This is a genomic window from Papillibacter cinnamivorans DSM 12816 (assembly GCF_900176335.1).
GTDB lineage: Bacteria > Bacillota > Clostridia > Oscillospirales > Oscillospiraceae > Papillibacter > Papillibacter cinnamivorans.
The window spans coordinates 168,194-192,783 of the sequence record NZ_FWXW01000002.1; the positions used below are offsets into that span (position 1 = coordinate 168,194).

Genomic DNA, 24,590 nt, shown 5'->3' on the forward strand with positions numbered 1-24,590 from the left:
GGGCGCGGTCTGTCTCTAATGCTGTTTTAGCCGGTAAATCGGTGATATCAGTCCGCGCTTACGCTTTCCGCGTCGGCATAATCCGCCGGCAGGCTGATGCCCAGCGTCTTGCATACCGCCTCGTTATAGACGGGCGCGGTGTCGGACACGGACAGGACCGGCATGGTCTCGGGCGTCGCCTCTCCAGAGAGAATTTTCGCCGCCATGGCGCCGGTCTGCCGGCCCAGGGCCACATAGTCGATGCTCTCTGACGCGATGCAGCCGTTCTTCACCTGTTCCACCTCGGAGCCGAATACGGGAATGCCCGCGGTGTCGGTCTCGTGAAGAAGGGTGGCAAGGTTGTTTACCACATTGTTGTCGGTAAAGTTGTTCACGCAGTCGACTCCCTTGGAAACCAAAGTCGCCGCTCCGCTCGCCACTTCGGAGGCGCTGGTGATGCCCACGTCCACGATGGTGAAACCGTAGGTAGGAGCCAGCTCTTTAAATTTCGCCAGATGGGACACGGAGTTGGGCTCGCTGGTGGTGTAAAGAACGCCGATAGTCTTGGCGTCCGGCAAAAATGCCCGGATCATCTTCATCTGGGCTTCAAGGTTTAAAACGTCGGAGGTGCCGGTGCAGTTGGTATTGGGGGCGTCCAGGCTCTCAACCAGGCCCGCCGCCAAGGGGTCGGACACGGCGCAGAAGACCACGGGGATCCCCTGCTCCTTGGTGGCGCTGTAAGCTGACATGGCCGCCGGCGTCGCGATGCCCAGGATCAGGTCATATTCGGAGGAAGCCATGTTCTTGGCGATGAGGTCCGAAGTGGACATGTCGCCCTGTGCGTTCTGGAAGTCGACGGTGATGTTGTCCCCGTCCACATACCCTGCGTCCGCAAGGCCTTCCAAAAATCCGGTGTAGCAGTTATCCAAAGACGGATGGGGAGCGTACTGAATGACGCCGATCTTGAGGGGTTCCGCCGCGGGTTCCGTGGCCGTGGGTGTGGGTGTGGGGGAAGCCGTCTGTGTTCCTCCGGAGCAGGCGGCCAGTGCCAGCGCCATAAGCGCCGCCAGTGCGAGAGCAAGCGTTTTTTTGCCGAAGAGTTTCATAGCCATTCTCCTTTTCATCATTTTCCGTATACCTATCTTCTGTCTGAAAAATAAAAGCTTCCGTCCCCGTAAACAGGGACAGAAGCTGAATGCTCCTGCGGTACCACCCACATTGGCCAAAAGCCCGCTCGCTTCGCGCACCGTCATGCGCGCCCGATGGATAACGGGAGGGATCCCGTCGGCATCTACTCCGGCAAAGCCGTTTCAAGCCGCCCTCGCAAGTCCATTCCCCGGTTCCCGCCTGCCCCGGTCCCATCCTCCGCGGCTCTCTGAAAAGCAAGGTTCTCCGGCTACTTCTCTTACTCATAGGTTTATTGAATTGAATTGAATTGAATTGAATTGAAACAAATTATAAAGGCTTCCCTCTCTTTTGTCAAGCGATTTTTCGGATCTCCGGCAGGATTTTTCCGGTCTTGTTTCGCCGTTGGCCGCAGTTTTCGGCGAAAAATGGATCGCATTAACAAATCAGTAAGAATATTTGTAAACTGGGGTTGCCGTTATTTTTCCGTTCTCAGCCCATCCGATTGATTTTTTCTCTTTTGCCGAATCGCCGGCTTTGGCCCTCCCGGTGCCGCCGCCGGGGAAGATCCGGCCGTTTCCGAGGCATACGTCTCCCGGGCTTTTGTATTTAAGATTGGGAAACCCTCCCGACCCATTCGGCGATGTCGTCGATCACAGCCTGCGATACATGTCCCGGGGTGTCGTATTCCGTGGTGTCCCGCTTTCCGTTCCAGGGCATGAACAGATGGTTGAGCCCATCGTAGAGATGCCCTGTCACCTGATTTCCCAGCGTTTCTGTCCAAAGAGGATAGTCGGTCTCCGGAAACACCCGGTAATCCTCCGTCCCCTGGAGAGCCAGAACGGGACAGGTAAGCTGCTTTGCAGTTTCGGCTCCGGTGGTCTCTCTGAGGCTCAGCCAATAGGCCGAGGGAATATCCAGCAAAATCTGTCCCGGAGAATCCGCGGTGAGGGCCTTCACCCTTTCTCCCGCCTCAGCCACCTGGGAGAGCAGAGCTTCCTTGTTCTCCAGAGTGATGTTCTCCTGCTCCGACAGCGCCGCCCGGTACTGGTCCAGAATCACGTCCTCCAGCCACCGCAGTGTCCCCGCCAGGGAAATGACACCCGCCACCTCAGGACGGTCCAGGGCGACTTTGGGAGCCAGCATGCCCCCAAGGCTATGCCCCAAAACAAAAATCGGTCCCAGCCTCTCGTCTGCCGCCGCCAGCGTTACCGCAGCGGAAGCGTCGTTTAAAATCTCGTCGTATACCGTGGCTTTGTCTCCCAACTCTGACACCTCCGTGGGGTACTGGTAAAACCGCTTGTTGAACCGGATGGTTGCGATCCCTTGCGCCGCTAAGCCTCTGGCGATTTCCAGAAACGGCTTGTTTTCCGCTGCCCCCAGGGTTTCATCCATGTCCGTGTTGCCCCAGCCCTGAATCAGGATCACCACCGGCGGTTTTTCCGCGTCCTTCGGCAATGTGAGAAGGCCCTCCACCTTGCTCTCCCCTGCTCCCACCCGGATGGAGATCTCTTCGTAAAACTCCCCGGCCGGCGTTCCGGTTTCCGTTCTTCCGCCGCAGGCGGCAAGCCCCACCAATGCGGCGGCGCAGAGAACCAAAGAAAGCGCTTTTCTGATCACTCTGTTTTCCTCCTCCTGTAATCTGCGTCTCCCCAAAAACCTGTAAGACCGGATTTTAATCGGGATTTTACAGGACCTTCCCGATAAAAACTATGCTTTAAAAAGCCGGGGCAATCCCGAAATTTTCTCTGCCGCTGTTTTAAACTAAAAAAATATAAAAACCGGGGAGGGATTCTGCATCCCCCCCGGTATCCGTTATGATTGGGAAACCCTCCCGATCCACGCGGCGATATCGTCGATCACCGTCTGCGAAACATGGCCCGCGATGTTGTATTCCGTCACGTCCCGCTTCCCGTTGGTGGTCATGAACAGGTGGTTGAGCCCATCGTAAAGGTGGCTTTCAAAGTCCGTCTTGCTCTTCAGGGTTTCCTCCCAGAGGGGATAGTCCTTGTCCGGGTAGACCTGGAAATCCGCAGACCCCTGCAGGACCAGCACCGGGCAGGTAAGACGCTCCGCGATCTCCGTCCCCGTGGATTCCTTCAGGCTCATCCAATAGACCGACGATATCCCCAGAATCGTAACGGACGCATCACCCTGGGTGAGCGCCTTGACCTTCTGCACCTCGGCTTCCACCTGAGTAAGGGTCTCCTGCTTCTTTTCGTCGGTCATATCCGCCGCGGCGATGGCTTCCCTGTTCTGGTCCAGGATCACGTCCTCCAGCCCCCGCAGCGTCCCCGCCATGGAAATGATTCCGGAGACCTCCGGATGGTCCAGGGCGATTTTAGGAGCCAGCATGCCGCCCAGGCTATGTCCCAGTATGAAAATTCTGTCACCGTCCAACCGCTCGTCCGAAGAAGCCAGTGCGACGGCGGCCGCCGCGTCACTGAGCACCTCGTCGCCGACGGTCAGGTTGCCTCCCAGTGCGGTTGCCTCGTCGGGATACTGATAAAAGCGCTTGTTGTACCGGACGGAGGCGATTCCCTTTTCGGCGAGGCCCCAGGCAAGATCTTGAAACGGCTTGTTCTGTGCCGTCCCGATGGTTTCGTCCATGTCGGTGGAGCCCGAGCCCTGGATGAAAATCACCACCGGCGGCTTCTCCACATTCTTCGGCAATGTGAGAAATCCGTCCACCTTGCTCTCCCCCGCTCCCACCTGGATCGGGATCTCCTCGTAAAGGTCCGTAGAGGTCGCTTCGGGGGCCTCCACCGCCTGATAACTGAACCACAGTCCGGCGATTTTCCCCTCCGAGTCGTAGGTGAGTTTCGTCATAAGCCCGTTTCCTTCAAACCGGCTGAGTACGTTCACCACATAGTAGCCCTTGCTCTCCTCGCCGGTGACCTCCAGGATCTCCTGGAAGCTTCCCAGGCTCCCCACGGTGGTGGTCCAGGCGTCCTCCAGTCCCTTCGCGTCCAGCTGCTTTGAAACGGTGGCGTTGAATTCCCCGACCACGGAATCATAGTCTCCCGAAACCAGGTTCTCCACGCACTGCCTGGCGTCCTTTTCCAGCGCCTCCGTGTCGAATCCCTCCTTCTCCGTCCCTCCGCAGGCGGTCAGTCCCAGGAAGATGCCAGCGCAGAGCAGCAGGCAGATCCATTTTTGTCGTTTCATTTCCATTCCTCCCCGTTGTACGGCGGAAAGGTCCCGCCGTTTGAATGCATTAAAAACATAGGCCGGATTTTTCGTGCCTCAGCCCATCCGTTATATATTATATATAACAGATGGAAAAAATGCAAGGGCACCGCCAAATTTTCTCCTTATAGATCACAATAAAATACCGCCCTTCCGGGCGGTATTTCATACTGTCGAAAAACCTCGCAGAGTTTCGCCGCCGGAGTGGCGAAAAAAAATCGGATGATTTTCGGGTGTGGCGTGTACGTGCCCGAAAATACTTCCCAGGCTGTAAGTGTCGAACCGTCCGCCATAGGCGGATGGCGAGGCGCGCGGCAGACTGCAGGCCCTTTTGTCGAAAAAGGCGGAACGCCTATTTCGACAAACTCAAATACCGCCCTTCTGGGCGGCATTTGAAGTCAGTTACCGCATCTCTTCCTCCGTTCCGGTAGGAACCTTCCCCATGCCTTCGGAAGCCGGATGCACCTTCTTCCCCAGAAAGGAAAACTTGGTCTCGGAACAGATGGTGGCGACGAATATAAGGGCAAACCCCATTAGCATTCTGGCCGTCACCTGCTCGTGGTAAAACAGGACGGAGCATATGACTCCGAAAACCGACTCCATGGTGAGCAGGATGGAGGCCGTCGTGGGCTCCGTGTACTTCTGGCCGATGTTCTGAAAGAGAAGTGCGATGCCCGTGGCAAAGATGCCGAGATAGAAAAGGCTTCCTGTCGTCGAAGCGCTCCAGACCGCGGGAAACGGCTCGGAGACAAAGCCGAAAACCCAGGCCAGAACCGCCGCGGTGACAAACTGGACCAGAGTGAGCATGAAGATATCTTTTTCCCTGGAGAATTTCGCCACGGCAATGATATGCCCCGCGTACAGAAAACCGCACAGGAGGGTTAAAAGGTCTCCCGGAAGGATGCTCATGTCGTCGTTGAGAGACACGAAACCGATTCCGGCAATACAGAGAATGGCGGCTGCGATGTTGTACCGGTCCGGCCGCTTGCGGAGAAAGAGCCAATAAAAAAAGGGAACGATTACGCAGTAAACGGCGGTGAGAAAGGCGTTTTTGGAGGGAGTGGTTCCCGCGAGGCCGAAGGTCTGGGACACATAGGCTCCCAGCAGCAGAAGCCCCATGATCCCCCCCGCCTTCCAGTACTCCCGGTTAAGATGCCTTAAATGCTTCCGGAACAACACCGCAATCAGGGCGGAAGCCATGGTGAAACGGATGGCCAGAAGATAAAAGGTGGGCATAGCCGAAAGGGTGTTCTTCATCACCACGAAAGAACTTCCCCAGATGAACGCGGCCCCCAAAAGAGCCAGCTTGGCCGTCCCGCTGTTGTGCTTGAGAATCATTGATATACTCACTTTCTTCCGCGGCTTCCGGTATCGAATCATCGCTGCAAACGGCGGATTCCTTTGCGTTTTTCGTTGCCAAACGGGTTCCGGGCGGATATGATAGAATGCAGGGGCTGAGGGAAACCGCCGCGTACGAGGAAAAGAAGCCGCGGCCCTCAAAGCCTTGATTTTGGGGAAGGAGCCGGTTCCATGCCAGTACTCGGCCGGGAATTCTATAACCGCGATACTCTCGCCGTGGCAGAGGATGTCATGGGGAAATATTTGGTGCGGACCCTGCCCGAAGAAACTTTGGTCTGCCGCATCGTGGAAACCGAGGCCTATGCCGGCCCCGGAGATAAAGCCTGCCATTCCTACGGATACCGGCGCACTCCGCGAAACAGCGTTATGTTCGGCCTTCCGGGTTGCGCCTATGTCTACTTCGTTTACGGGATGCACCATTGCCTTAACTTCGTCACCGAAGCCGAGGGCGAACCCTGCGCCGTCCTCATCCGGGCCCTGGAGCCGGTCGTCGGCGGAGACTCCATGGCTCTTCGCCGGTACGGCCTTCCCTATAACGCCCTCAGCGCCTACCGGAAAAAGAATCTTTTAAACGGCCCCGGAAAGCTATGCCAGGCTCTGGACATAACTAGGGCGCAGAACGGAGCCGACCTCACGGAGGGCCCGCTCCTTCTTCGGGACGACTTGCCCGGCGTTTTCCTGGAGGACGCAACTGCCCGGGCCATCCTGTCCGGCCCGCGGATCGGCATCGGTTATGCCCAGGAGGCAAAAGATTATCCCTATCGATTCTATTATGAAAATTCCAAATAGGAGGCTCTATGTATATTTTTGATCTGGACGGCACCCTGATTGATTCCAACGGCGTCTGGGTGCAGATCGACCTGGACTTTCTCTCCCGCCGCGGCCTTTCCGTGACGGAGGAATATACCGAATTCGTTACCCACGCCACCTATCAGAACGCGGCGGGCTTCACCAAAGAATACTTCTCTCTCCCCGAAACGCCGGAAGAGATCATGAAGGCCTGGTCCGACATGGCCTTCGACGCCTATGCCCATACCGTTCCTCTGAAAGACGGGGTCCGGGAATTTCTGTTTCGGTGCGGCCGGGAGGGCCTTCCCATGGCCGTGGCCACCTCCTGCATGCCCCATCTGTGCGACGCCGCTCTCCGGCAGCACGGCATCCGGGACCTCTTTCAGGCGGTGATCACCGCCGACGAGGCCGGCTGCGACAAGCGGAATCCGGAGATCTACCTCATGGCCGCCCGGCGGCTGGAAGCGGCCCCGGAAGAGTGCACCGTGTTTGAGGACTCTCCCGCCGCCGTACTCAGCGCTCGCTCGGCGGGCATGCGCGTGGTGGGCGTTTACGATTCGTTTTTCGCCCCCTGGGAAGAAGAGATGCGCCGCCGCTGTCATGGCTATATCCGCAGCTTCAGGGAGCTCCTGTAATCCGCCCGTGAGGTTGCCGCAAGCCTTTACAGCTTGGTAAGGTAGGGTGCCGCGGTCTTTGCCATCAGGCGCTTGGTCCCCTTCTCGTCGAAGGCGATTTCCAGAAGCGCGTCCCCTCCCATGGGCTGAACCGTAAGGATCATCCCCTGGCCGAACACCTTATGCCGCACCATATCCCCCTTCCGGAAGTCCGGTAGGCCGGATGCCGGGGCCCCGGCCTGGCGGAACGCGGCTTTCTCCTTGGGCCGGCCCGTCGGCGCCGAAGAATGGACGGGCCGGGGTGTCCCGCTGAAAGCGGAAGGGGTTCCCGGTGTGTGAGCCGCCGGAGGCGGATTATCCGATTTGGGCGGGAAATATCCCTCCTCCAGTACCAGTGCTTCCGGGATCTCGTCCACAAACCGGGACCGCCGGTTGCTGGCGGTAAAGCCGAACAGCGTCCGCTGCACCGCGCAGGTGATGAACAGCCGCTCTCTTGCCCGGGTGATGGCCACATAGCAGAGCCTCCGCTCCTCTTCCATCTCTTCCGGTTCGCCGATGGACCGCATTCCGGGGAAGACCCCCTCCTCCGCGCCCACCAGATACACGTTGGGAAATTCCAGCCCCTTTGCGCTGTGCATGGTCATGAGAAGGACGCTGTTTTCGTCGGTCATCTCATCTAGGTCGGTGTAAAGGGCGATTTCATTTAAAAAGCCGCCCAGCGAGGGCTCCGGATCGTTCTCCAGATAATTCACGATACTCGACCGCAGTTCCCGCACATTTTCGGCCCTTCCCTGGCTCTCCACATCCCCCTTGGTCTCCAGAGCGGCGAGATACCCGCTGCGTTCCAGGACCGCGTCGTAAAATTCCGGGAGAGGCAGGGTTTCCGAAAGCTCCCGGAGCTCCGAAATCGTCCGGGCAAAGGCTTCCAGCCTGGCGGAGGCCTTCCCCAGCTCCGGATAGCTCCCCGCCTGCGCGGCGGCCTGGAACAGGGGGATATCCAGGGTCAGAGCGATGGCTTCCGCCGTCTCTAGGGTTCGGGCCCCGATCCCTCTGGGGGGAGAGTTGATGATCCGTTTCAGGCGCAGGGTGTCTGTGGGATTGTTTATAACGCACAGATAAGAGAGCATGTCCTTGATCTCCGCCCGGTCGAAGAAGCGGGTTCCTCCGATGATCCGGTAAGGGATGCCGTTTTGCTTCAGTGCGTATTCCATGGGGCGGGACTGGGCGTTCATCCGGTATAGGATCGCGTGGTCCCGCCAGTTTTCTCCCCGGGCGACCCCGTCAATGATCTGTTTTGCCACGTACCGGGCCTCGTCGTGCTCGCTGGCCGCCGTATAGACCGTCACCTCGCGCCCGGGCCCCTGGTCGCACCAGAGCTTCTTTCCCTTCCGCCCCAGATTGTGCCCGATCACCGCGTTTGCGGCTTCCAGGATCCGTCCCGTGGAGCGGTAGTTCTGCTCCAGACGGATCACCCGGGCGCCGGGATACTGATCCTCAAAGCTGAGGATATTCTCGATGGTGGCGCCCCGGAACCGGTAGATGCTCTGGTCGTCGTCCCCGACGACGCAGATGTTTCCCCTGCTCCCGGTCAGAAGGCTCGCCAGGAGATACTGCAGGTGGTTGGTGTCCTGGTACTCGTCGATGAGCACATACCGGAATTTGTTTTGATAATAGCTCCTTACCTCTTCGAACCTGGAAAGCAGGGTCACCGTGTGTAAGATGATGTCGTCGAAATCCAGGGCGTTTGCCTCCCGCAGCCGTTTCTGGTACTCCCCGTAAGCCCTGGCAAAACGGATCAGCCGCCAGTCCCCGCTTTTTTCGCATTCCTCCCGGTATTCCTCGGGTGAAAGCCGCCGGTCCTTCGCCCGGCTCACGTGGGCCAGGATCTGCTTGGGGGGAAAGGTTTTTTCGTCCAGATTGAGATCCCGCACCACGGCCTTCATCACCCGCTCGCCGTCGTCGGTGTCGTAGATGGTGAAATCCCTGGAATACCCCAGCCGGTCGATCTCCCGCCGGAGGATCCGGGCGCAGGCCGCGTGGAAGGTAAAAGCCCAGACATCCAGAGCGGAGGCTCCCAGCATCCGGGACAGTCGTTCCTTCAGTTCTCCGGCCGCCTTGTTGGTAAAGGTGATGGCGATGATGCTCCAGGGCGGCGCGCTCTCCACGGCGCACAGCCGGAGGATCCGCTCGTCCGGCTCTCCCTTCCCCTTCCGGACATAGTCCTCCAGATACTTAAGATCCGCTTCCGTGGCCCGGGGCGGTACCTCTTCGCTGTCGGAGCCCCGGCCGTACCGGAGAAGGTTTGCGATCCGGTGGATGAGCACGGTGGTCTTTCCGCTCCCGGCGCCCGCCAGCAGCAGCAGGGGCCCCTCGGTGGCCAGAACGGCCCGGCGCTGCTCCGGGTTGAGCTTCATGTGCTCCAGCTCGATGGCCTCCCGCCGCGCCTTGCAGTATCTTTTTTTGAATTCCTGTTCCGTCATTTTTTCACCATTTTCCGTTCGTTTGCCCGCCGGGCCTCTGATAGAAAAGGCCGGCCTCCATACAAAAAGCGGTTTGGCAAAACTTCCGTCCTGCCAAACGTGCGTTTTAAGCTTCTCTTTGCCGGACCCTCCGGGCTTAAAGCCGGCACAACATATTGTAGTATATTTCCCCCATGGGGTCAACACTTCCCGGCAAGCTTCCCTTCGGATTTTCCCGGCAGCCGGATTTCCCCTTGCAAACGCCTCCCGCCGGAGGTACTATGAAAGATACGCGGGATTTTCTCTCCCGCCGGATCAGATACCCCGAAACGGAGGCGCCGGTATGCACAGCTTTAAAAACGACTACAGCGAGGGGGCCCATCCCCGGATTTTGAAGGCTCTGGAGGAAACCAATCTGAAACAGACGGACGGATACGGGCTGGACCCGTACTGCCGCGCGGCGGCGGACCTGCTCCGCGCCCGGATGGAGTCCGATGCGGAGATTCATTTCTTCGTGGGAGGCACCCAGGCAAACCTCACGGCCCTGGCCGCCTTCCTCCGGCCCCACGAGGCGGCGATTTCCCCCTCCACGGGGCACATCAACGTCCATGAGACCGGCGCCGTGGAGGCCACCGGCCACAAGGTGCTCACCGTCCCGGCAAAAGACGGAAAGCTCACCCCCAAAAACATCCTCCCCATACTCCGGGGGCATTCCGGGGAACACATGGTGCGCCCACGCCTGGTTTATATCTCCGATTCCACCGAGGTGGGCACCGTCTATACAAAAGGCGAGCTGGAGGCCCTGAGCCGTTTCTGTAAAGAAACCGGCCTCTACTTATATCTGGACGGGGCCCGTCTCGGCTCCGCCCTCACCGCCCCCGGAAGCGACCTGACCCTGCCGGATCTGGCAAGGCTCACCGACGCCTTTTATGTCGGCGGCACCAAAAACGGCGCCCTCTTCGGCGAAGCCATGGCCGTCTGCAATCCCGCCCTCCGGGAGGATTTCCGCTTCCTCATGAAGCAGCGGGGCGCGATCCTGGCCAAGGGCCGCCTTTTGGGGCTCCAGTTTGAGGCCCTCTTCCGGGATGATCTGTATTTTGAGCTTGCCCGGCACGCAAACCGTCTGGCGGCCAGACTTCAGGACGGCATAGCAGAACTGGGATACCCCCTGTATCTGTCCTCCCCCACGAACCAGCTTTTTCCCCTCTTCCCGGAGGAGACGCTTTCCAGGTTGTCGGAGGAGTTTTCCTTTGAAACCATGTGGGCGGAGGAAAACGGCGGGATCTGCATCCGCCTGGTGACCTCCTGGGCCACCCCGGAATCCGCTGTGGACGCTTGCCTGAAAACCCTGAAGGCAATCCGGGACAGCAATTGACCCCTCGCGCCGTTTCAGCTGCTCCGCCCTTTTCTGAACATCCGGTACAGAACATAGCCCGTCAGCGCTCCCGCCAGGTTTAAAATGATGTCGTCCACGTCGAAGCTCCCCCGCCGGGTGACAAGCTGCAGCGTCTCCACGGCCAGAAAAAGCGCGGCGGCGCACAGGATAAATCCCGGCGTTTTCTCCGCCCGCCTGAAAAAGGCAGGAAGAAAAAACCCCAGGGGGATAAACAGGAAGAAGTTTCCCGCCAGGTTATAGAGGGGAATAATGGGGCTGATACGGCCTGTCTCCAGCGCCCGGACATACGCCCTTATCGTTCGGAAGGGTACGAGATTGGTGGTCGCTCTCGCGTATTCCCAAAAGGGTGTCCCCGTCCGCGCGCCTCTGGCCCAGAACAGGAGATACGCCATGATCCCCCCATAGAGGGCAAATCCGGCGCCCAGGAGCGCCCGTCTTGCTTTTTTCATACCGCAGTTGCCTTTCGGATTCTTTTGGCCCCTTTTCCTGTGGGAAAAGGGGCCTTTCAGTCTGTTTAAGGCCGGAGGATATCCGGCCTATTTTGTGCTGCAGCCGGCCGCCGCGCAGGTGCGCTCCCGTCCGTCCAGGTAGTCCTCCGCCAGGATCCCGTAGTGCACCAGGTCCCAGAATAAGCCCCGCTCCTTGACCTCCTGCCGGCCCATGCCCTCGTAAAGCATGCCGCATTTGCTCATTACCCTGCCGGAGCCTTCGTTGCCCGCGTAATGGGACCCCTCCACCCGGCGCATGCCCAGCGGTCCGAACGCCAGGGCCAGAACAGCGTCCAGCGCCTCGGTCATATACCCTCGGTTCCAGTGTCTCCGGTTGAGCATATAGCCGAAACTGGCTTTCTCGTGGGCGGGCTCTGGGCGCAGGTCGATGCAGCCGATGCACTTTCCGCTCTCCTTCAGCTCGATGGCGTAGATTCCCGGGCGAGTCATGTAATAGTTTTGGATGCTGGCCATGCTCTGTTCCCGCCGTGTGTGCTTCTCCCAGGTCAGATACCGCGTCACCTCTTCGTCGGAGGCCATCTCGAAAACATCCTCCAGATCGTCGGGGGTAAACGGCCGCAGGATAAGCCGCTGGGTGCAGAGCACCTTGTGCCGCTCCAGTATTTCAGTATATTCTTTCACAGTATGCCCTCCTGATGCGTGGGGAATCGGGCCGGACCCCCGCGCCTTTTAGCCTCCGGCGGGATGGACGTTCCTCGTTCAGATTACGGAACGCCACCGCGTCCGCAGCACCATTGCCGTTGTAAGCACCGCCGCCACGGAGTTGGAAAACAGGTTGCCCCAGAACACCGCGTACACTCCCAGGGTCGGCTCCGTAAACCAGATGAAGATCATCCGGATGAGCCAGATACGGAGAAATCCAATGAGAAGCGGCATCCGCGTCCGTCCCATTCCCACGAAGGCGCCCAGCTGAACCTGGCAGACCGCGAAACCGATGATGGAGAAGGCATAGGTGTGAAGAGCCGGAACGGCCACCGCCAAAACCTCCGGGTTCCGTGTGAAGCATCCCGTAAGGACATTGCCCAAAGACATGAGAAACGCGATCATGATAAAGGACGTGACGATGCTCATGCCGGAAGCCGCGGTGCAGGCGTGCTTTGCCTTTTCCGGCTGCCCGGCTCCGATGTTCATGCTCACCATGGTGGTCACCGCCGCGCCGAAGGCGGCCGGTACGATAAAGCAGACGCCGGTGATATTGCTCGCGATCCCGGCGCCGTTGAGCACCACCGCGCCGTATTTCTGCACGTCGTTGTTGATCAGGAAAATGCCCAGGCTCATGGTGAGGTTGGAGAGCATGGTGGGGATGCCCAGGCGCACCAGGACGGCCGTCAGTTCCCGCTCAAACCGGAAGCCCTTCAGCCTCAGCCGTTCCGGGCCTTTCTTCAGAAACAGAACATAAAACATCCACAGGGAAATCAGAAGCTCGGAAATCCAGGAGGCCAGCACGCATCCGAAAATGTCCAGACCCAGCCATGCGATAAAAACATAATTGAACAGCGTCTTGAAAGCCAGAAGCAGCAGGGCCGGTATGAAGGTATCCTCAGGGTGTCCCATGGCGTTTCGGATGGCGTTGAAGGCGGTCTGAAAGAAGGCGAAGGGAAGAACGGCGGAATACAGGGCCAGATACCGGAATACGCCCGCTGAGATCTCCTGCGTTACATGCCAGGAAATGGGAAACGCCGCCCCGATGAGAAGCGGTACGGCAATGAAAGACAGCAGCATGGTGAAAGCGGTGATCTGCACCGCCATCCGCCGCGCGTTTTCATATTCCCCCCTGCCGTTGGTCTGCCCGATGAGCGCCATGGCGGCCACGCCCAGCCCCTGGGCGATGCCGATCACAAGGTTGATCACCGGCTCGCCGTACGTGACCGCGCTGGCCGAAATGGAACCGGAGTAATTGTTGATGTAGAGCCCGTCGGTAAGGGGTAGAAGCGACTGGACCAAAGACATCATAAGAGTAGGAAAAGCAAGCAGCAGCACCGTTTTGGAGATGCTGCCGCGGAGGATCAGCTCCATGCGCTCCTCTGTGCTCTGATGCAGAAGCTGATACTTCATACCGATGATACCGCTGCCCTTCCATCCGTTCTCTTGCCTGACAAATCCGTCCAATAGAGAGTATTATAATGCGCTTTTCAGCAAAACGCAATTCCAAGACGCGCACAATCGCGAATTTTGTCTCTCAGGAAAGAACCGCAGGAAAAAAGGCGGAAGGTTTCCCTTCCGCCTCGGGCTGCCGAAGAAATTCTCCCGTCCGCCCGCTACCGGCGAAAAGCTTTTCGGATTTTTCGCCCGGCTCCGTAATCGGAATCCGCAAAAAAAGAAATCCCAATGTTTTGCGGGATCGCAAGGCATACTTTGCGCGCCTTCGCAAAGGCGCGATTCTGCCCCCGTTCCCGTCGGAAAACATAGTTTTTCGACGGTCTCAGAAATGTTCCCGCAGCATCTCCACCGCCCGGCGCTCGACCCGGGAGATCTGAACCTGGGAGACCCCCATGACCCGGGCGGCCTGATCCTGAGTCAAAGATTTGAAATAGCGCAGGAGGATCACCATCCTCTCCCGCTCCGGAAGCGCCCGGATGGCTTCCCGGAGGGCCAGCTTCTCCACAATTTTATCCTCCATGTTCTCCGTCCCCAGCAGGTTTTCCAGGGTCAGGCCCTCTCCCACCTCCTGCTGCAGGGACTCCGCCGTTCCCGTGGCGATTTCCGCTACGGCGATGTCCTCCACGGCAAGACCGGTCTCCGCCGCGATTTCCGAGAGGGTGGGTTCCCGGCCCAGGGCATGCTCCAGCCTATCCCGGGCGTATCGGATGGTCTGCGCCCGTTCCTTGACGCCCCTGCCCACCTTCACGGTTCCGTCGTCCCGGAGAAACCGCCGGATCTCCCCGGCTATTTTGGGAACCGCATAGGTGGAGAACTGCGTCCCGAAGGAGGCGTCGAATCCCCGCACCGCTTTGAGAAACCCCAGGCATCCCAGTTGGTACAGATCCTCCGAATCCACTCCCCGGCCGCAGTAGCGCCTGACGATGCTCCAGATGAGTCCCGCGTTCTCCCGGAGCATCCTCTCGCAGGCGGCGTTGTCGCCCTCCTGGGCTGCCTTCAGGAGAGGCATGGTATCCGGGGCTGACATTTCAGTCCCGTCCCGCCGAGCGGGAGGCGATTCTCCGGCGCATGACGACGGTGGTCCCCTTCCCCACCGACGAGCGCACCCGGAGCTTGTCCATAAAGCTTTCCATGATGGTAAAACCCATGCCGGAGCGCTCCTCGCCCCCGGTGGTGTACATGGGCATTCGGGCCTGGGTAACATCTGCGATCCCGCGGCCCCAATCGCGGATGACGAATTCCACAATACCCCCCTCCAGGATTCTTCCCTTCAGAGTGATCTTCCCCAGGCTGTCCGGGTAGGCGTGGACGATGCAGTTGGTCACCGCCTCGCTCACCGCCGTCTTGATATCCCCCAGCTCGTCCAGGGTGGGATCCAGCTGCGCTGCGAAGCAGGCCGCCGCCGTCCTTGCGAAGGCCTCGTTGGCCGAACGGCTGGGAAAGGTAACGGATATGTAGTTGATCGCTTTCATTTGGCTTCCTCCTCTTGCGTAACGTTTTACGTATTGTTTCAGTCCGTTCGCCCGCGCCCGGGCGGGCGAACGGCGGCAGAATCCGCGGTTATCACCGGATGGAAATAAGCCGGGCAAGCCCCGTGGTCTGCATCACCCTCTTGATCTGGGGTCCCGCTCCCTCTACTGAAAAACTGCCGTCGATCTCCTCCGCCCGTCTCTTGGCGCGCAGCAGAACCGCGATCCCGGAGCTGTCCATGAAGGTGACGCCCGACAGGTCCAGCGTGCAGGACCGGGGCAGGTGGGTGTCGATAATCCTCCCGATCTCCGCCGAAATCTGTCGGGCCGCGTGATGGTCTATCTCGCCGAGGAGCCGGATTCTCGCGTTTCCATCCTTGCATGTATAGGTAACGTGCATCGTTATTTCCCTCCCGAACGCAAAAATTCACCGTGTTGTGAGCCAATCGGCTCAATACACGGTGAATTATATCGTATTATATCTGTCAATTTTTGCCAGCTTCTGTCAGCCCCGCAAATATGTTCGGGCTTTGCCCGCCAGCGTGATGGAACCGCAGATGAGAAGAAGTCCTCTCCCGCCGGCCAGCCGCCTTCCTTCCTTAATAGCGGCCTCCAGATCCTCCGAGACTCGGACATCCCCGCAGAATGGGGCCGCTGCGGCGGCGCAGACCTCCGCCCGGAGCGCCCGGGGTCCCTCCGGTGCCGCGGCGATAAAAATCCTGCTTCGGGAGGCGACCTGAAAAATAGACCTTCCGTAGTCCTTGTCGGCGAACATCCCCATGACGGTTACGGGCCGTGTCCCCGGAAAGCAGGAGTCCAGCGCAGCGACAAGAGCCGCCGCTCCCCCCGGATTGTGGGCGGAATCCAGCAGCACTCCCGGTTCCCCCGGAAAATACTCCAGCCTCCCCGGCCAGTACACTCTGCCGATCCCCTCCGCCGCGGCTCCGGGAAAAACCGGAACGCCTGCGGCGTTCAGGCACCGGAGGATCTCCAGGGCGGTCAGAGCGTTACACACCTGGTGCCCACCCATAAGGGGAATTCGGAAGGATTCTCCCCGGTACCGGATCTCCGAGCCCGAAGGTCCCGCAGACAGCATCTCCAGTTCTTTTAAATCAGGCACTGTAAGAGGGATACCCTTTGCATCGCAGTCCCGTCGGATTACCTCCATGGCTTCTGCGGGCTGGTCGGCACTTGCCACTGCCAGGCATCCGGTCTTCAGGATCCCGCACTTTTCCCGGGTAATTTCCGGCACAGTGTCTCCCAACACTTTTGTATGGTCCAGAGAAATGGAGGTAATGGCGGCAATCAGGGGCGGACGGATTGCGTTGGTGGCGTCAAAGCGCCCTCCCAGCCCCGTCTCCAGCACTGTAATGTCGCAGTTTTGCCGTAAAAATGCCAAAAAGGCGACGGCTGTCGTAACCTCGAATTCCCCCGGTGCTTCCATCCCTTCCGCCAGAAGGGCGTCCACCGCCTCCCGAACCTCCCCCGTGAGCTCCGCCAGAAGCTCCGGCCGTATGGTTTCCTCCCCGATCCGGATCCGTTCCCGAAAGCTCTCCAGGTAAGGCGAGGTGTACAGCCCCGTCCGGTGCCCCGCCGAAGAAAGCGCCGCGGCCGTCATGGCCGCGGTGCTGCCCTTTCCGTTGGTACCGGCGATGTGGACATACCGGAGGGAATCCTGGGGATTACCCAGGCGCGACAGAATGGCCCGGATCCGGCCGAGGCCCGGCGTGCCGGAAAAACGCCCGAACCCGTGGATGTACCGGAGGGCCTCCTCCTCCGTTCTCATTGCCGCATCTGCCGGGCGCTCTCGTCCAGCTTTTCAAGAAGGGATCTGAGCTTGTCGAATTTATCCCGCTCCGCCGCCACCACCGCTTCCGGCGCCTTGGCGGTAAAGCCTGGATTGTTCAGTTTGGCTTCCAGTCTGGAAATCTCCTGCTCCGTCTTCCGCCGTTCCTTCTCGATCCGCTCTAGCTCTTTTTCGATGTCCACCAGCTCGGCAAGAGGGATGAAGATCCTCGTCTCGTGGGTCATGGCGGAGATAAGCCCCTTGAGGTCCTCCGGCGCTTGATCGGTGATATCCAGATCCGATGCGAAGGCCAGCTTCCGGATGAAATCCTTCCCCTGTCCGAAGGTTTCCGCCTGTCCGGTCACCAGAATAAGCCTTGCCTTCCGGGATGGCGGAACCCCCATCTCCGCCCGGCGGGCACGCACCGCCCGGATGGCGTCCATGATGAGCTCCATCTTCTGCTCCTCCTCCGGGAAGCGGAGATCCTCCCGGAATTGGGGCCACCGGGAGGTCATGAGCATGTCTCCCTCGTGAGGCAGCGCCTGCCAGATTTCCTCCGTGATAAAGGGCATAAAGGGGTGCAGGAGCTTGAGTAGCTCCGTGAGCACATAGCAGAGAACCTGCTGGGCCCTCTCTTTTTCTTCCGTCGTCCGCTCGTAAGAAAGGCGCGGCTTGCACAGTTCGATATACCAGTCGCAGTAGGTGTCCCAGATAAAATCGTAAATCTTTCCCGCGGCGATCCCAAGCTCGAACTTCTCGATATTCTCGCTCACCTCGGCAATGAGGCCGTTAAGGCGGGAGAGGATCCACCTGTCCTCCAGCTCCAGGCACTCCGGCAGCCGGCAGGAATCGATGGTGAGGTTCATCATGAGAAAGCGCGAGGCGTTCCAGATCTTGTTGGCAAAATTCCGCATGGCTTCGCACCGCTCTACATAGAAGCGGATGTCATTGCCCGGACTGTTCCCGGTGACGATGTTGAAGCGCAGGGCGTCCGCCCCGTAGGTCTCGATCATCTCGATGGGGTCGATGCCGTTGCCCAAAGATTTGGACATCTTTCGCCCCTTCTCGTCCCGCACCAGGCCGTGGATGAATACCGTGTGGAAGGGGATCTGCTTCATGTGCTCCATGCCGGAAAAGATCATCCGGGCCACCCAGAAGAAGATGATGTCGTACCCCGTCACCAGCACGTCCGTAGGATAGAAGTAGGAGAGCTCCGGCGTCTTGTCCGGCCAGCCCAAAGTGGAAAACGGCCACAGCGCGGAGGAAAACCAGGTATCCAGCACGTCCTCGTCCTGGTGTACCGGCCCGCCGCAGACCTCGCACCGGTCCGGGTCCTCCCGGGAAACCGTGATATGGCCGCAGTTTTCACAATAGAACGCCGGGATCCGGTGTCCCCACCAGAGCTGCCGGGAGATACACCAGTCGTGGACATTCTCCATCCAGTTGATATAAATCTTGGAAAACCGGTCGGGCACGAAGCGGATCTCCCCGTCCTGCACTACCCGGATGGCCTCCTCGGCCAGGGGCTGCATCTTCACGAACCACTGGGCGGATACGATGGGCTCCACGTCGGTGCCGCAGCGGTAGCAGGTTCCCACGTTGTGGACATGGTCTTCGATCTTGTGAACGAGGCCCAGGGCCTCCAGGTCGGAGACGATGGCGCGCCTGGCCTCGTAGCGGTCCATGCCCTGGTATTTCCCGCCGTTTTCGTTGATTTTCGCATTGTCGTCCAGTACCAGAACCGACTCCAGGTTGTGCCGCAGGCCGATTTCAAAGTCGTTGGGGTCATGGCTGGGCGTGATTTTGACGCAGCCTGTCCCGAAGGACATATCCACGTATTCGTCCGCCACCACCGGGATCTCCCGGTTCACCAGGGGCAGAATCACCGTCTTTCCCACCAGGTGCTGATACCGGGGGTCCTCCGGGTGTACGGCCACCGCCGTGTCCCCCAGCATGGTCTCCGGACGCGTGGTGGCCACCACCACGTACTCCTCCGAGTCCTTCACCGGATAGCGAAGGTGCCAAAGATGGCTGGGTTTTTCCTTATATTCCACCTCCGCGTCGGAAAGCGCGGTGGTGCAGTGGGGACACCAGTTGATGATCCGGCTCCCCTTGTAGATGAGTCCCTTCTGGTAGAGTGTCACGAAGACCTCCCGCACGGCGCGGGAGCAGCCCTCGTCCATGGTGAAGCGCAGCCGGTCCCAGTCACAGGAGGAGCCCAGCTTTTTCAGCTGCTCTATGATGCGGTTGCCGTACTGTTCCTTCCAGGCCCATACCCGCTGCAGAAAGGCCTCCCGGCCGAGATCGTACCGGGTAATGCCTTCCTTCCGGAGCATTTCCTCCACTTTGATCTGGGTAGCGATACCCGCGTGGTCCGTCCCCGGGATCCAAAGGGCCGCATAGCCCTGCATCCGCTTGGTCCGGATGAGGATGTCCTGGAGGGTTTCGTCAAAGGCGTGCCCCAGGTGCAGCTGTCCCGTAACGTTGGGGGGCGGGATCACGATGGTGAAAGGCTTCCGCTCCGGGTCGATGACGCCCCGGAACCCTCCGCTTTTCATCCACATATCGTAAATCCGATCCTCCACCTCGCGGGGATCGTAGACTTTTGGCAGTTCCTTCGGCATTTCCTTCACTCCCAGATTTATTCCGTACTCCCGGAAACCGAGCGGTCCGTTCCAATGGCTGCGCCGCGGCGTAATGCCGGTCTGCGCCTGCGCGGATGCGCGCTTCCCATCCCGATTTTCTCCGGATTCGGCAGACTTTAGTCTACCATGTGCCATCTGAAAATGCAACACTTTCCGCCCCGCGCTCCCCTTCTGCGCCCGGATTCTCCCCCTGTATGCACAAATCGTCCGGAATCGGCAAGCCGGGGCTGTCCCGGTATGCCGACGGCATATCGGGACAGCCCCGGCGCGGTGTCGCAGAAGGCCCGCTTTGTTTACAGATTGGCTTCCAGCAGCGAGGCGTATTTGTCCTTGGGCATGACCCCCACCTCCCTGGCGATCTCCTTGCCATTGCGGAACAGGATCACGGTGGGGATGCTCATCACCTGATACCGCATCGCCAGCTCCGACTCTTCGTCCACATTGACCTTGCCGATGAGGGCTTTGCCGTTGTACTGGTCGGCCAGCTGCTCGATCACGGGGCCCACCATACGGCAGGGTCCGCACCAGGACGCCCAGAAGTCCACCAGAGCCACCTTATTTTGGGGAATTACCTCGTCAAAACTCTTTTCGTTCAGATGCACTGCCTTTTCGTTTGCCATTTTATGGCCCTCCTTAGTTTTCTTTTTTCATCTTATCGATGTATTCCGCGGCATAGAGCGCCGCTACCTGGCCCTCGCCCACCGCTTTGGCGATTTGATACGGCCTTCCCGTGCAGTCTCCCGCGGCGAACACTCCCGGTATGGAGGTCTCCATGCGCTTGTTTGTCACAATGCTGCCGTTTTCCACCTGGATGCCCTGCATGATATCCTGGGGCGAAATGGCCTGGCGCAGGATGAAAATGCCATCGGCGGGGATCTCCCGCCCGTCCGCAATCAGGGCCTCGGCCGCCTTGTCGCCCCGGATCTCCAGACGCTTGGCCGTAACGAGCTCCACTCCTTCGGCAAGTCCCCGGGTCCCCTCCTTGTCGGCCACAAAGGTCACCTGACATCCGATTTCATGCAGGTAATTGGCTTCCTCCACCGCGTCGGCCGATTTTCCCACCACGACGACCTTTCTGCCCCGGTAGAGCATGCCGTCGCAGGTGGCACAGTAACTTACGCCCTTCCCCAGAAACTCTCCCTCTCCCGGGAGCTTGCCCGCCGGTACGACCCCGGTGGTCAGAATTATGGTCTTTGCTTCCGCCACCTCGCTCTCGTAACTGAGGAAAAAGCTCTCTCCCATGGGCATGACGCTGATCACCCGTTTGTTGACCTCTTCCACTCCCTGGCTCTCCGCGTGCTTCCGGAACTGCTCCATAAGCTCCTGTCCGCCGAGGCCGGGAAGCCCCAGATAGTTGTCCACCCGCTCTGCTTTGGCAAGATAGCTGTCCTTGTAGTCGTTGGTGACCAGCAGGACGGTTTTGTTCCGGATCCTTGCGTTGATGGCGGCGGAAAGCCCTGCCGGACCTCCGCCGATAATTGCTATATCAGTCATCGTCGTGACCTCCTTCTATGAATACTGCCCCTTTGGATTCAAAGATCGCTTTGATAATGGGGACTATTTCATCGTTGCAGATTTCATAATGGATCTCATTGCCCACTCTGACCCCGCGGACGATTCCCGCTGCCTTCAGCCGGGTCAGATGCTGGGAAATGCTCGACTGTGAGCTGGGTATGCAGGTTTCTATCCCGGAAACATTGCTGCTCCCCTTCTCCATGATTCTCTGCACGATGCAAAGGCGCACGGGATGCCCGATTGCCTTCAGCAATTCCGCTTTATCTTCATAAACGTGCTTATCCTCCAACATAATCCTCACCCTGCTGTTAAGTATTGGATTGCGGCGCTTGTATAAATTTATTATATTTAAATTTTCTAATATTGCAATAAAAAATTTTATAAGAGCATGGAAAAATGAAAATTTTACATTTATTTTGAGGGCGCCGACGAAAATCCCGAAAATAATTCGAACATCCCTTTTCATTTTTTCAATAAATGAGGTATAATATTTAATCGTCATATGCTTGTCGATACTGCCGGCGCGGCATGTACCGGAAAAGCAACAGCATAGGAGTGGACCGTATGGCAGAAGAAGTGAAAACCCCTGATACCCTGGAGGGAAACGTCAATTTCATACACGCATTTGTCGCGGAAGACATTGCCCCCGGCGGTCGCTTTGAGGGCCTGACCGTGCACACCCGGTTTCCCCCGGAACCCAACGGGTACCTGCATATCGGACATGCAAAGGCCATCTGCATCGATTTTGGGACGGCGGAGCGCTTCGGCGGACTGTGCAACCTCCGCATGGACGACACGAATCCCACCAAGGAGGACGTGGAGTACGTCGACGCAATCCGGGAGGATATCCGCTGGCTGGGCTTTGACTGGGGCGACCGGTTTTACTATGCCTCGGATTATTTCGAGCAGATGTATCAGTTTGCCATCGGCCTCATCCGGAAAGGCCTGGCCTATGTCTGTGAGCTTTCTCCCGAGCAGATGAAAGAATGCCGGGGCGATCTCACCCACCCCGCCGTCTGTCCTTTCCGGGACCGGCCCGTTGAAGAAAGCCTGGATCTTTTTGCCCGCATGCGCGCCGGCGAGTTTCCAAACGGCGCCATGACCCTTCGGGCCAGGATCGACCCCGCCTCCGGCAATTTCAACCTCCGGGATCCGGCCATTTACCGCATCAATCACACCTCTCACCACCGGACGGGGGACGCTTGGTGCATCTATCCCATGTATGATTATGCCCATCCCATAGAGGACGCCCTGGAGGGGATCACACACTCCCTCTGTTCCCTGGAGTTTGAAGACCATCGGCCCCTGTACGACTGGGTGATCCGCAATATAGACACTGTGGCCAAACCCCGGCAGATCGAGTTTTCCCGTCTGGACATGAATTATACCGTCATGAGTAAGCGCAAGCTGCGGCTTCTGGTGGAAAAGGGCCTGGTGTCCGGTTGGGACGACCCCAGAATGCCCACCCTCTGCGGTCTCCGCCGCCGGGGATATACCCCCGCCTCCATCCGCAACTTCTGTGAGCGGATAGGAGTTTCCAAGGCCGCCAGCATTGTTCAGCGCGATTTTCTGGAGCACTGCCTGCGGGAGGACCTGAACCGTACTGCCCGGCGGGTCATGGCGGTTCTTCGCCCTGTGAAGCTGACGATTGCCAATTATCCCGAGGGAAAAGAAGAATTTTTCGAGGTGGAAAACCATCCCGAATACCCCGAGGAGGGTACCCGCCCGGTGTCCTTCTCCCGGGAGGTATGGATCGAAGCCGACGACTTCATGGAGGAACCCCCAAAAAAATACTACCGCCTCTTCCCCGGCAACGAAGTACGGCTGAAGGGCGCTTACGTGGTCCGGTGCACTGGCTGCAAAAAGGACGAATCCGGACGAGTCACCGAGGTTCTGGCCGAATACGATCCCTTGAGCCGGGGCGGTAATCCCGCCGACGGCCGCAAGATCAAAGGCACCATCCACTGGGTGGACATAAAGACCGCCGTGGATGCCCGGATCCGGCTCTACGATTCCCTTTTCACCGATATGGACCCCGACGGAGCGGACAATAACTTTCTCGAGTGTTTGAATCCCAATTCCCTGGAAGTGCTGGACGGCTGCAAGGTGGAGCAAAGCCTGGGCGCCTGTGCCGCAGGCTCCTATCAGTTCATGCGTCAGGGCTACTTCTGCCCCGACGGCAAAGACAGTCGTCCCGGCGCCCCGGTATTTAACCGTTCCGTGTCCCTGAAGGACAGCTTTAAGCCCGAGTAATCCATATTGACCGTTGAGAAACTTTTTAATGAATCATCAACTGAAAGCCGGCGGGAGTTTTCCTTTGGCTTTCAGCTTGCCGAAAAACCCTCTCCTCCGCTCGCCGCCTGCAAAAATCTTTTGTAGATTGAGTGCCCTCAGAAATGCGTCCTCATCCCGCCCGTTCCTGTCGGATAGCAGGGATTTTCGGGGGGAAACGCTCAATGCCCCGGCTGCCGATCCTTCGGCAGCCGGGGCATTGAGCTTCCGATTTGCATTTTTCCACGTTTTCATTCCGCCGTTTTTTGGAATCCCCTCGATTCCGTAGTACCGCGTTAATCGCCTCAGAGCCCGTGCGCGGGTGACTTTCGGCCAGTCTGCAAACCGCTCCGCCTGCGGCAGCCGACTCTGTCCGTTTCATAATTCATCGCATTCTTCTCCTAATTGGAAAGCCAGTCTTCCACAACGTAGGGCAGGGATACCGGTGTCACAAAATTGTCCGACAGCAGCTTGAGAAGCGTTTCGATCCCACGTACGCTCATGGTGATGTTTCCGATAGCCAATACATCCCCATCTTGATCCGGCGACGCGATTTTGACGCCGTAATTTTCGCACAGGAGATCGTTTCCCCCGGAGATTTCCTCAATCAGCATATAATAATCGAAGCGATATTTTATCCCTCCTTCTGCTTCCGCCTCTTTGCTGGTGAATAACAATTCCCTCATGCATTTTCCTCTCAATCCTCCGATATTGCAGACTGTAATGGTATTATGCCATAATTTTGGATAGGCCGACAGATTCAAATTTCGCATAATTCGACACGGCAAAAGGATTTAATACGGTATGTATTGAATACTTGTCGCAGTAGGTCGTAATTTGTAGTTATGTGTCGATATAAAACGGAATATTACAAATTTATCGCGGTAGAATGGAATTATTTTAATATTGCTTCTACTTTTTTCGACATGTTACTATAATACTATCCTGCCCGAAGGGAGGAAGCCATTCTGAAACGTATGCTCCGAAGCCTTGAGGCGATGCACGAAATTACATATTTTATAATGAAAAAAGGGATGCAGCTCACCTGTATTCTTCTTCTGTGCACCATCGTCATCCGCCTGTACGCGGGTCCCCTGGCGGTGGATACATATACGCTTCATGAATATGCAAAGCTCATGTTTCAGCTCTCCTTCGTCATCCTCCTGGAAACGGTCCTGGGCACGGCGATCCTGGAAGAGCAGCTGAGAAAAAGAAGCAAATAACACCCCGGAAAAATAATAAAAATCAGTGACTGACTTAAAATGCCGCGGCATTTATAATCAGTCACTTTCCTTCTCCCGTCAAAATTTCATAATACTGGACTTCAATAAAAATGTTGATACAACAAGTGAAGACGTATGGTTGTCCCCCGCCTCCGGCGGGGG

22 protein-coding genes are annotated in these 24,590 nt (G+C 58.2%); 5 read left to right on the forward strand and 17 right to left on the reverse strand.

What is annotated here, in order from left to right:
* Window positions 1-47 precede the first annotated feature (47 nt).
* The 4 genes from B9A13_RS03665 to B9A13_RS03680 form a co-directional block, all read right to left on the reverse strand.
* The gene (locus B9A13_RS03665; protein ID WP_200809677.1) at window positions 48-1,085 is read right to left on the reverse strand and encodes an ABC transporter substrate-binding protein; all 1,038 of its coding nucleotides are present in this window, start codon (window positions 1,083-1,085) and stop codon (window positions 48-50) included.
* Between the two features lie 628 nt (window positions 1,086-1,713).
* Window positions 1,714-2,724 carry an alpha/beta hydrolase gene (locus B9A13_RS03670; RefSeq protein WP_084233704.1) on the reverse strand — a complete coding sequence of 337 codons (1,011 nt, stop codon included), beginning with the start codon at window positions 2,722-2,724 and terminating at the stop codon, window positions 1,714-1,716.
* Window positions 2,725-2,919: 195 nt separating this feature from the next.
* Window positions 2,920-4,272 (reverse strand): alpha/beta hydrolase, encoded by a 1,353-nt coding sequence (locus tag B9A13_RS03675; protein ID WP_159448015.1) that lies wholly within the window; start codon window positions 4,270-4,272, stop codon window positions 2,920-2,922.
* Window positions 4,273-4,695: 423 nt separating this feature from the next.
* Window positions 4,696-5,643 carry a DMT family transporter gene (locus B9A13_RS03680; RefSeq protein ID WP_242942766.1) on the reverse strand — a complete coding sequence of 316 codons (948 nt, stop codon included), beginning with the start codon at window positions 5,641-5,643 and terminating at the stop codon, window positions 4,696-4,698.
* A 180-nt stretch (window positions 5,644-5,823) separates the two neighbouring features.
* On the opposite strand from B9A13_RS03680, the gene B9A13_RS03685 reads away from it, so the two are divergent.
* On the forward strand, window positions 5,824-6,441 hold the full coding sequence (locus tag B9A13_RS03685; protein WP_084233707.1) for a DNA-3-methyladenine glycosylase: 618 nt from the start codon (window positions 5,824-5,826) through the stop codon (window positions 6,439-6,441).
* A gap of 8 nt (window positions 6,442-6,449) precedes the next feature.
* Window positions 6,450-7,076, forward strand: a complete 627-nt coding sequence (locus B9A13_RS03690; protein ID WP_084233708.1) for an HAD family hydrolase — start codon at window positions 6,450-6,452, stop codon at window positions 7,074-7,076.
* A gap of 26 nt (window positions 7,077-7,102) precedes the next feature.
* Here the strand turns inward: B9A13_RS03690 and B9A13_RS03695 are convergent, their stop codons facing one another.
* Window positions 7,103-9,535 carry an ATP-dependent helicase gene (locus B9A13_RS03695; RefSeq protein ID WP_084233709.1) on the reverse strand — a complete coding sequence of 811 codons (2,433 nt, stop codon included), beginning with the start codon at window positions 9,533-9,535 and terminating at the stop codon, window positions 7,103-7,105.
* A gap of 322 nt (window positions 9,536-9,857) precedes the next feature.
* Here B9A13_RS03695 and B9A13_RS03705 point away from each other — a divergent pair, with 322 nt between their 5' ends.
* Window positions 9,858-10,889 carry a threonine aldolase family protein gene (locus B9A13_RS03705; protein WP_084233711.1) on the forward strand — a complete coding sequence of 344 codons (1,032 nt, stop codon included), beginning with the start codon at window positions 9,858-9,860 and terminating at the stop codon, window positions 10,887-10,889.
* A gap of 14 nt (window positions 10,890-10,903) precedes the next feature.
* Here B9A13_RS03705 and B9A13_RS03710 read toward each other — a convergent pair whose 3' ends face one another.
* The 11 genes from B9A13_RS03710 to B9A13_RS14395 form a co-directional block, all read right to left on the reverse strand.
* Window positions 10,904-11,359 carry a VanZ family protein gene (locus B9A13_RS03710; protein WP_084233712.1) on the reverse strand — a complete coding sequence of 152 codons (456 nt, stop codon included), beginning with the start codon at window positions 11,357-11,359 and terminating at the stop codon, window positions 10,904-10,906.
* An 87-nt stretch (window positions 11,360-11,446) separates the two neighbouring features.
* Entirely contained in the window at window positions 11,447-12,040 is a 594-nt protein-coding gene (locus tag B9A13_RS03715) for a GNAT family N-acetyltransferase (protein ID WP_159448016.1), read from the reverse strand.
* 78 nt (window positions 12,041-12,118) lie between these two features.
* Complete coding sequence (locus tag B9A13_RS03720) at window positions 12,119-13,474, reverse strand: MATE family efflux transporter (RefSeq protein ID WP_084233714.1); 1,356 nt, start codon at window positions 13,472-13,474, stop codon at window positions 12,119-12,121.
* Between the two features lie 367 nt (window positions 13,475-13,841).
* A complete protein-coding gene (locus B9A13_RS03725) occupies window positions 13,842-14,546 on the reverse strand; it encodes a sigma-70 family RNA polymerase sigma factor (RefSeq protein WP_084233715.1) in 705 nt (234 codons plus the stop codon).
* A 1-nt stretch (window position 14,547) separates the two neighbouring features.
* Window positions 14,548-14,991 carry an anti-sigma F factor gene (gene spoIIAB / locus B9A13_RS03730; protein WP_084233716.1) on the reverse strand — a complete coding sequence of 148 codons (444 nt, stop codon included), beginning with the start codon at window positions 14,989-14,991 and terminating at the stop codon, window positions 14,548-14,550.
* Between the two features lie 91 nt (window positions 14,992-15,082).
* Window positions 15,083-15,388: an STAS domain-containing protein gene (locus B9A13_RS03735; RefSeq protein ID WP_084233717.1), complete on the reverse strand. Its 306-nt coding sequence runs from the start codon at window positions 15,386-15,388 to the stop codon at window positions 15,083-15,085.
* A gap of 105 nt (window positions 15,389-15,493) precedes the next feature.
* Window positions 15,494-16,774 carry a bifunctional folylpolyglutamate synthase/dihydrofolate synthase gene (locus tag B9A13_RS03740; RefSeq protein WP_084233718.1) on the reverse strand — a complete coding sequence of 427 codons (1,281 nt, stop codon included), beginning with the start codon at window positions 16,772-16,774 and terminating at the stop codon, window positions 15,494-15,496.
* Window positions 16,771-19,398 (reverse strand): valine--tRNA ligase, encoded by a 2,628-nt coding sequence (locus B9A13_RS03745; RefSeq protein ID WP_084233719.1) that lies wholly within the window; start codon window positions 19,396-19,398, stop codon window positions 16,771-16,773. Before B9A13_RS03745 ends, B9A13_RS03740 begins: the two co-directional genes overlap by 4 nt.
* A gap of 314 nt (window positions 19,399-19,712) precedes the next feature.
* A complete protein-coding gene (trxA, locus tag B9A13_RS03750; RefSeq protein WP_084233720.1) occupies window positions 19,713-20,039 on the reverse strand; it encodes a thioredoxin in 327 nt (108 codons plus the stop codon).
* A gap of 13 nt (window positions 20,040-20,052) precedes the next feature.
* The gene (locus tag B9A13_RS03755) at window positions 20,053-20,913 is read right to left on the reverse strand and encodes an NAD(P)/FAD-dependent oxidoreductase (RefSeq protein WP_084233721.1); all 861 of its coding nucleotides are present in this window, start codon (window positions 20,911-20,913) and stop codon (window positions 20,053-20,055) included.
* On the reverse strand, window positions 20,906-21,436 hold the full coding sequence (locus B9A13_RS14395; protein ID WP_242942767.1) for an ArsR/SmtB family transcription factor: 531 nt from the start codon (window positions 21,434-21,436) through the stop codon (window positions 20,906-20,908). Before B9A13_RS14395 ends, B9A13_RS03755 begins: the two co-directional genes overlap by 8 nt.
* Before the next feature lie 62 nt (window positions 21,437-21,498).
* Here B9A13_RS14395 and B9A13_RS03765 point away from each other — a divergent pair, with 62 nt between their 5' ends.
* Entirely contained in the window at window positions 21,499-23,187 is a 1,689-nt protein-coding gene (locus tag B9A13_RS03765) for a glutamine--tRNA ligase/YqeY domain fusion protein (RefSeq protein ID WP_084233722.1), read from the forward strand.
* A 419-nt stretch (window positions 23,188-23,606) separates the two neighbouring features.
* On the opposite strand, the gene B9A13_RS03775 is transcribed toward B9A13_RS03765, so the two are convergent.
* Window positions 23,607-23,891, reverse strand: coding sequence for a DUF6514 family protein (locus B9A13_RS03775; protein WP_084233724.1), 285 nt, complete (start codon window positions 23,889-23,891; stop codon window positions 23,607-23,609).
* 291 nt (window positions 23,892-24,182) lie between these two features.
* On the opposite strand from B9A13_RS03775, the gene B9A13_RS03780 reads away from it, so the two are divergent.
* Entirely contained in the window at window positions 24,183-24,428 is a 246-nt protein-coding gene (locus B9A13_RS03780) for a hypothetical protein (protein WP_084233725.1), read from the forward strand.
* Window positions 24,429-24,590 lie beyond the last annotated feature (162 nt).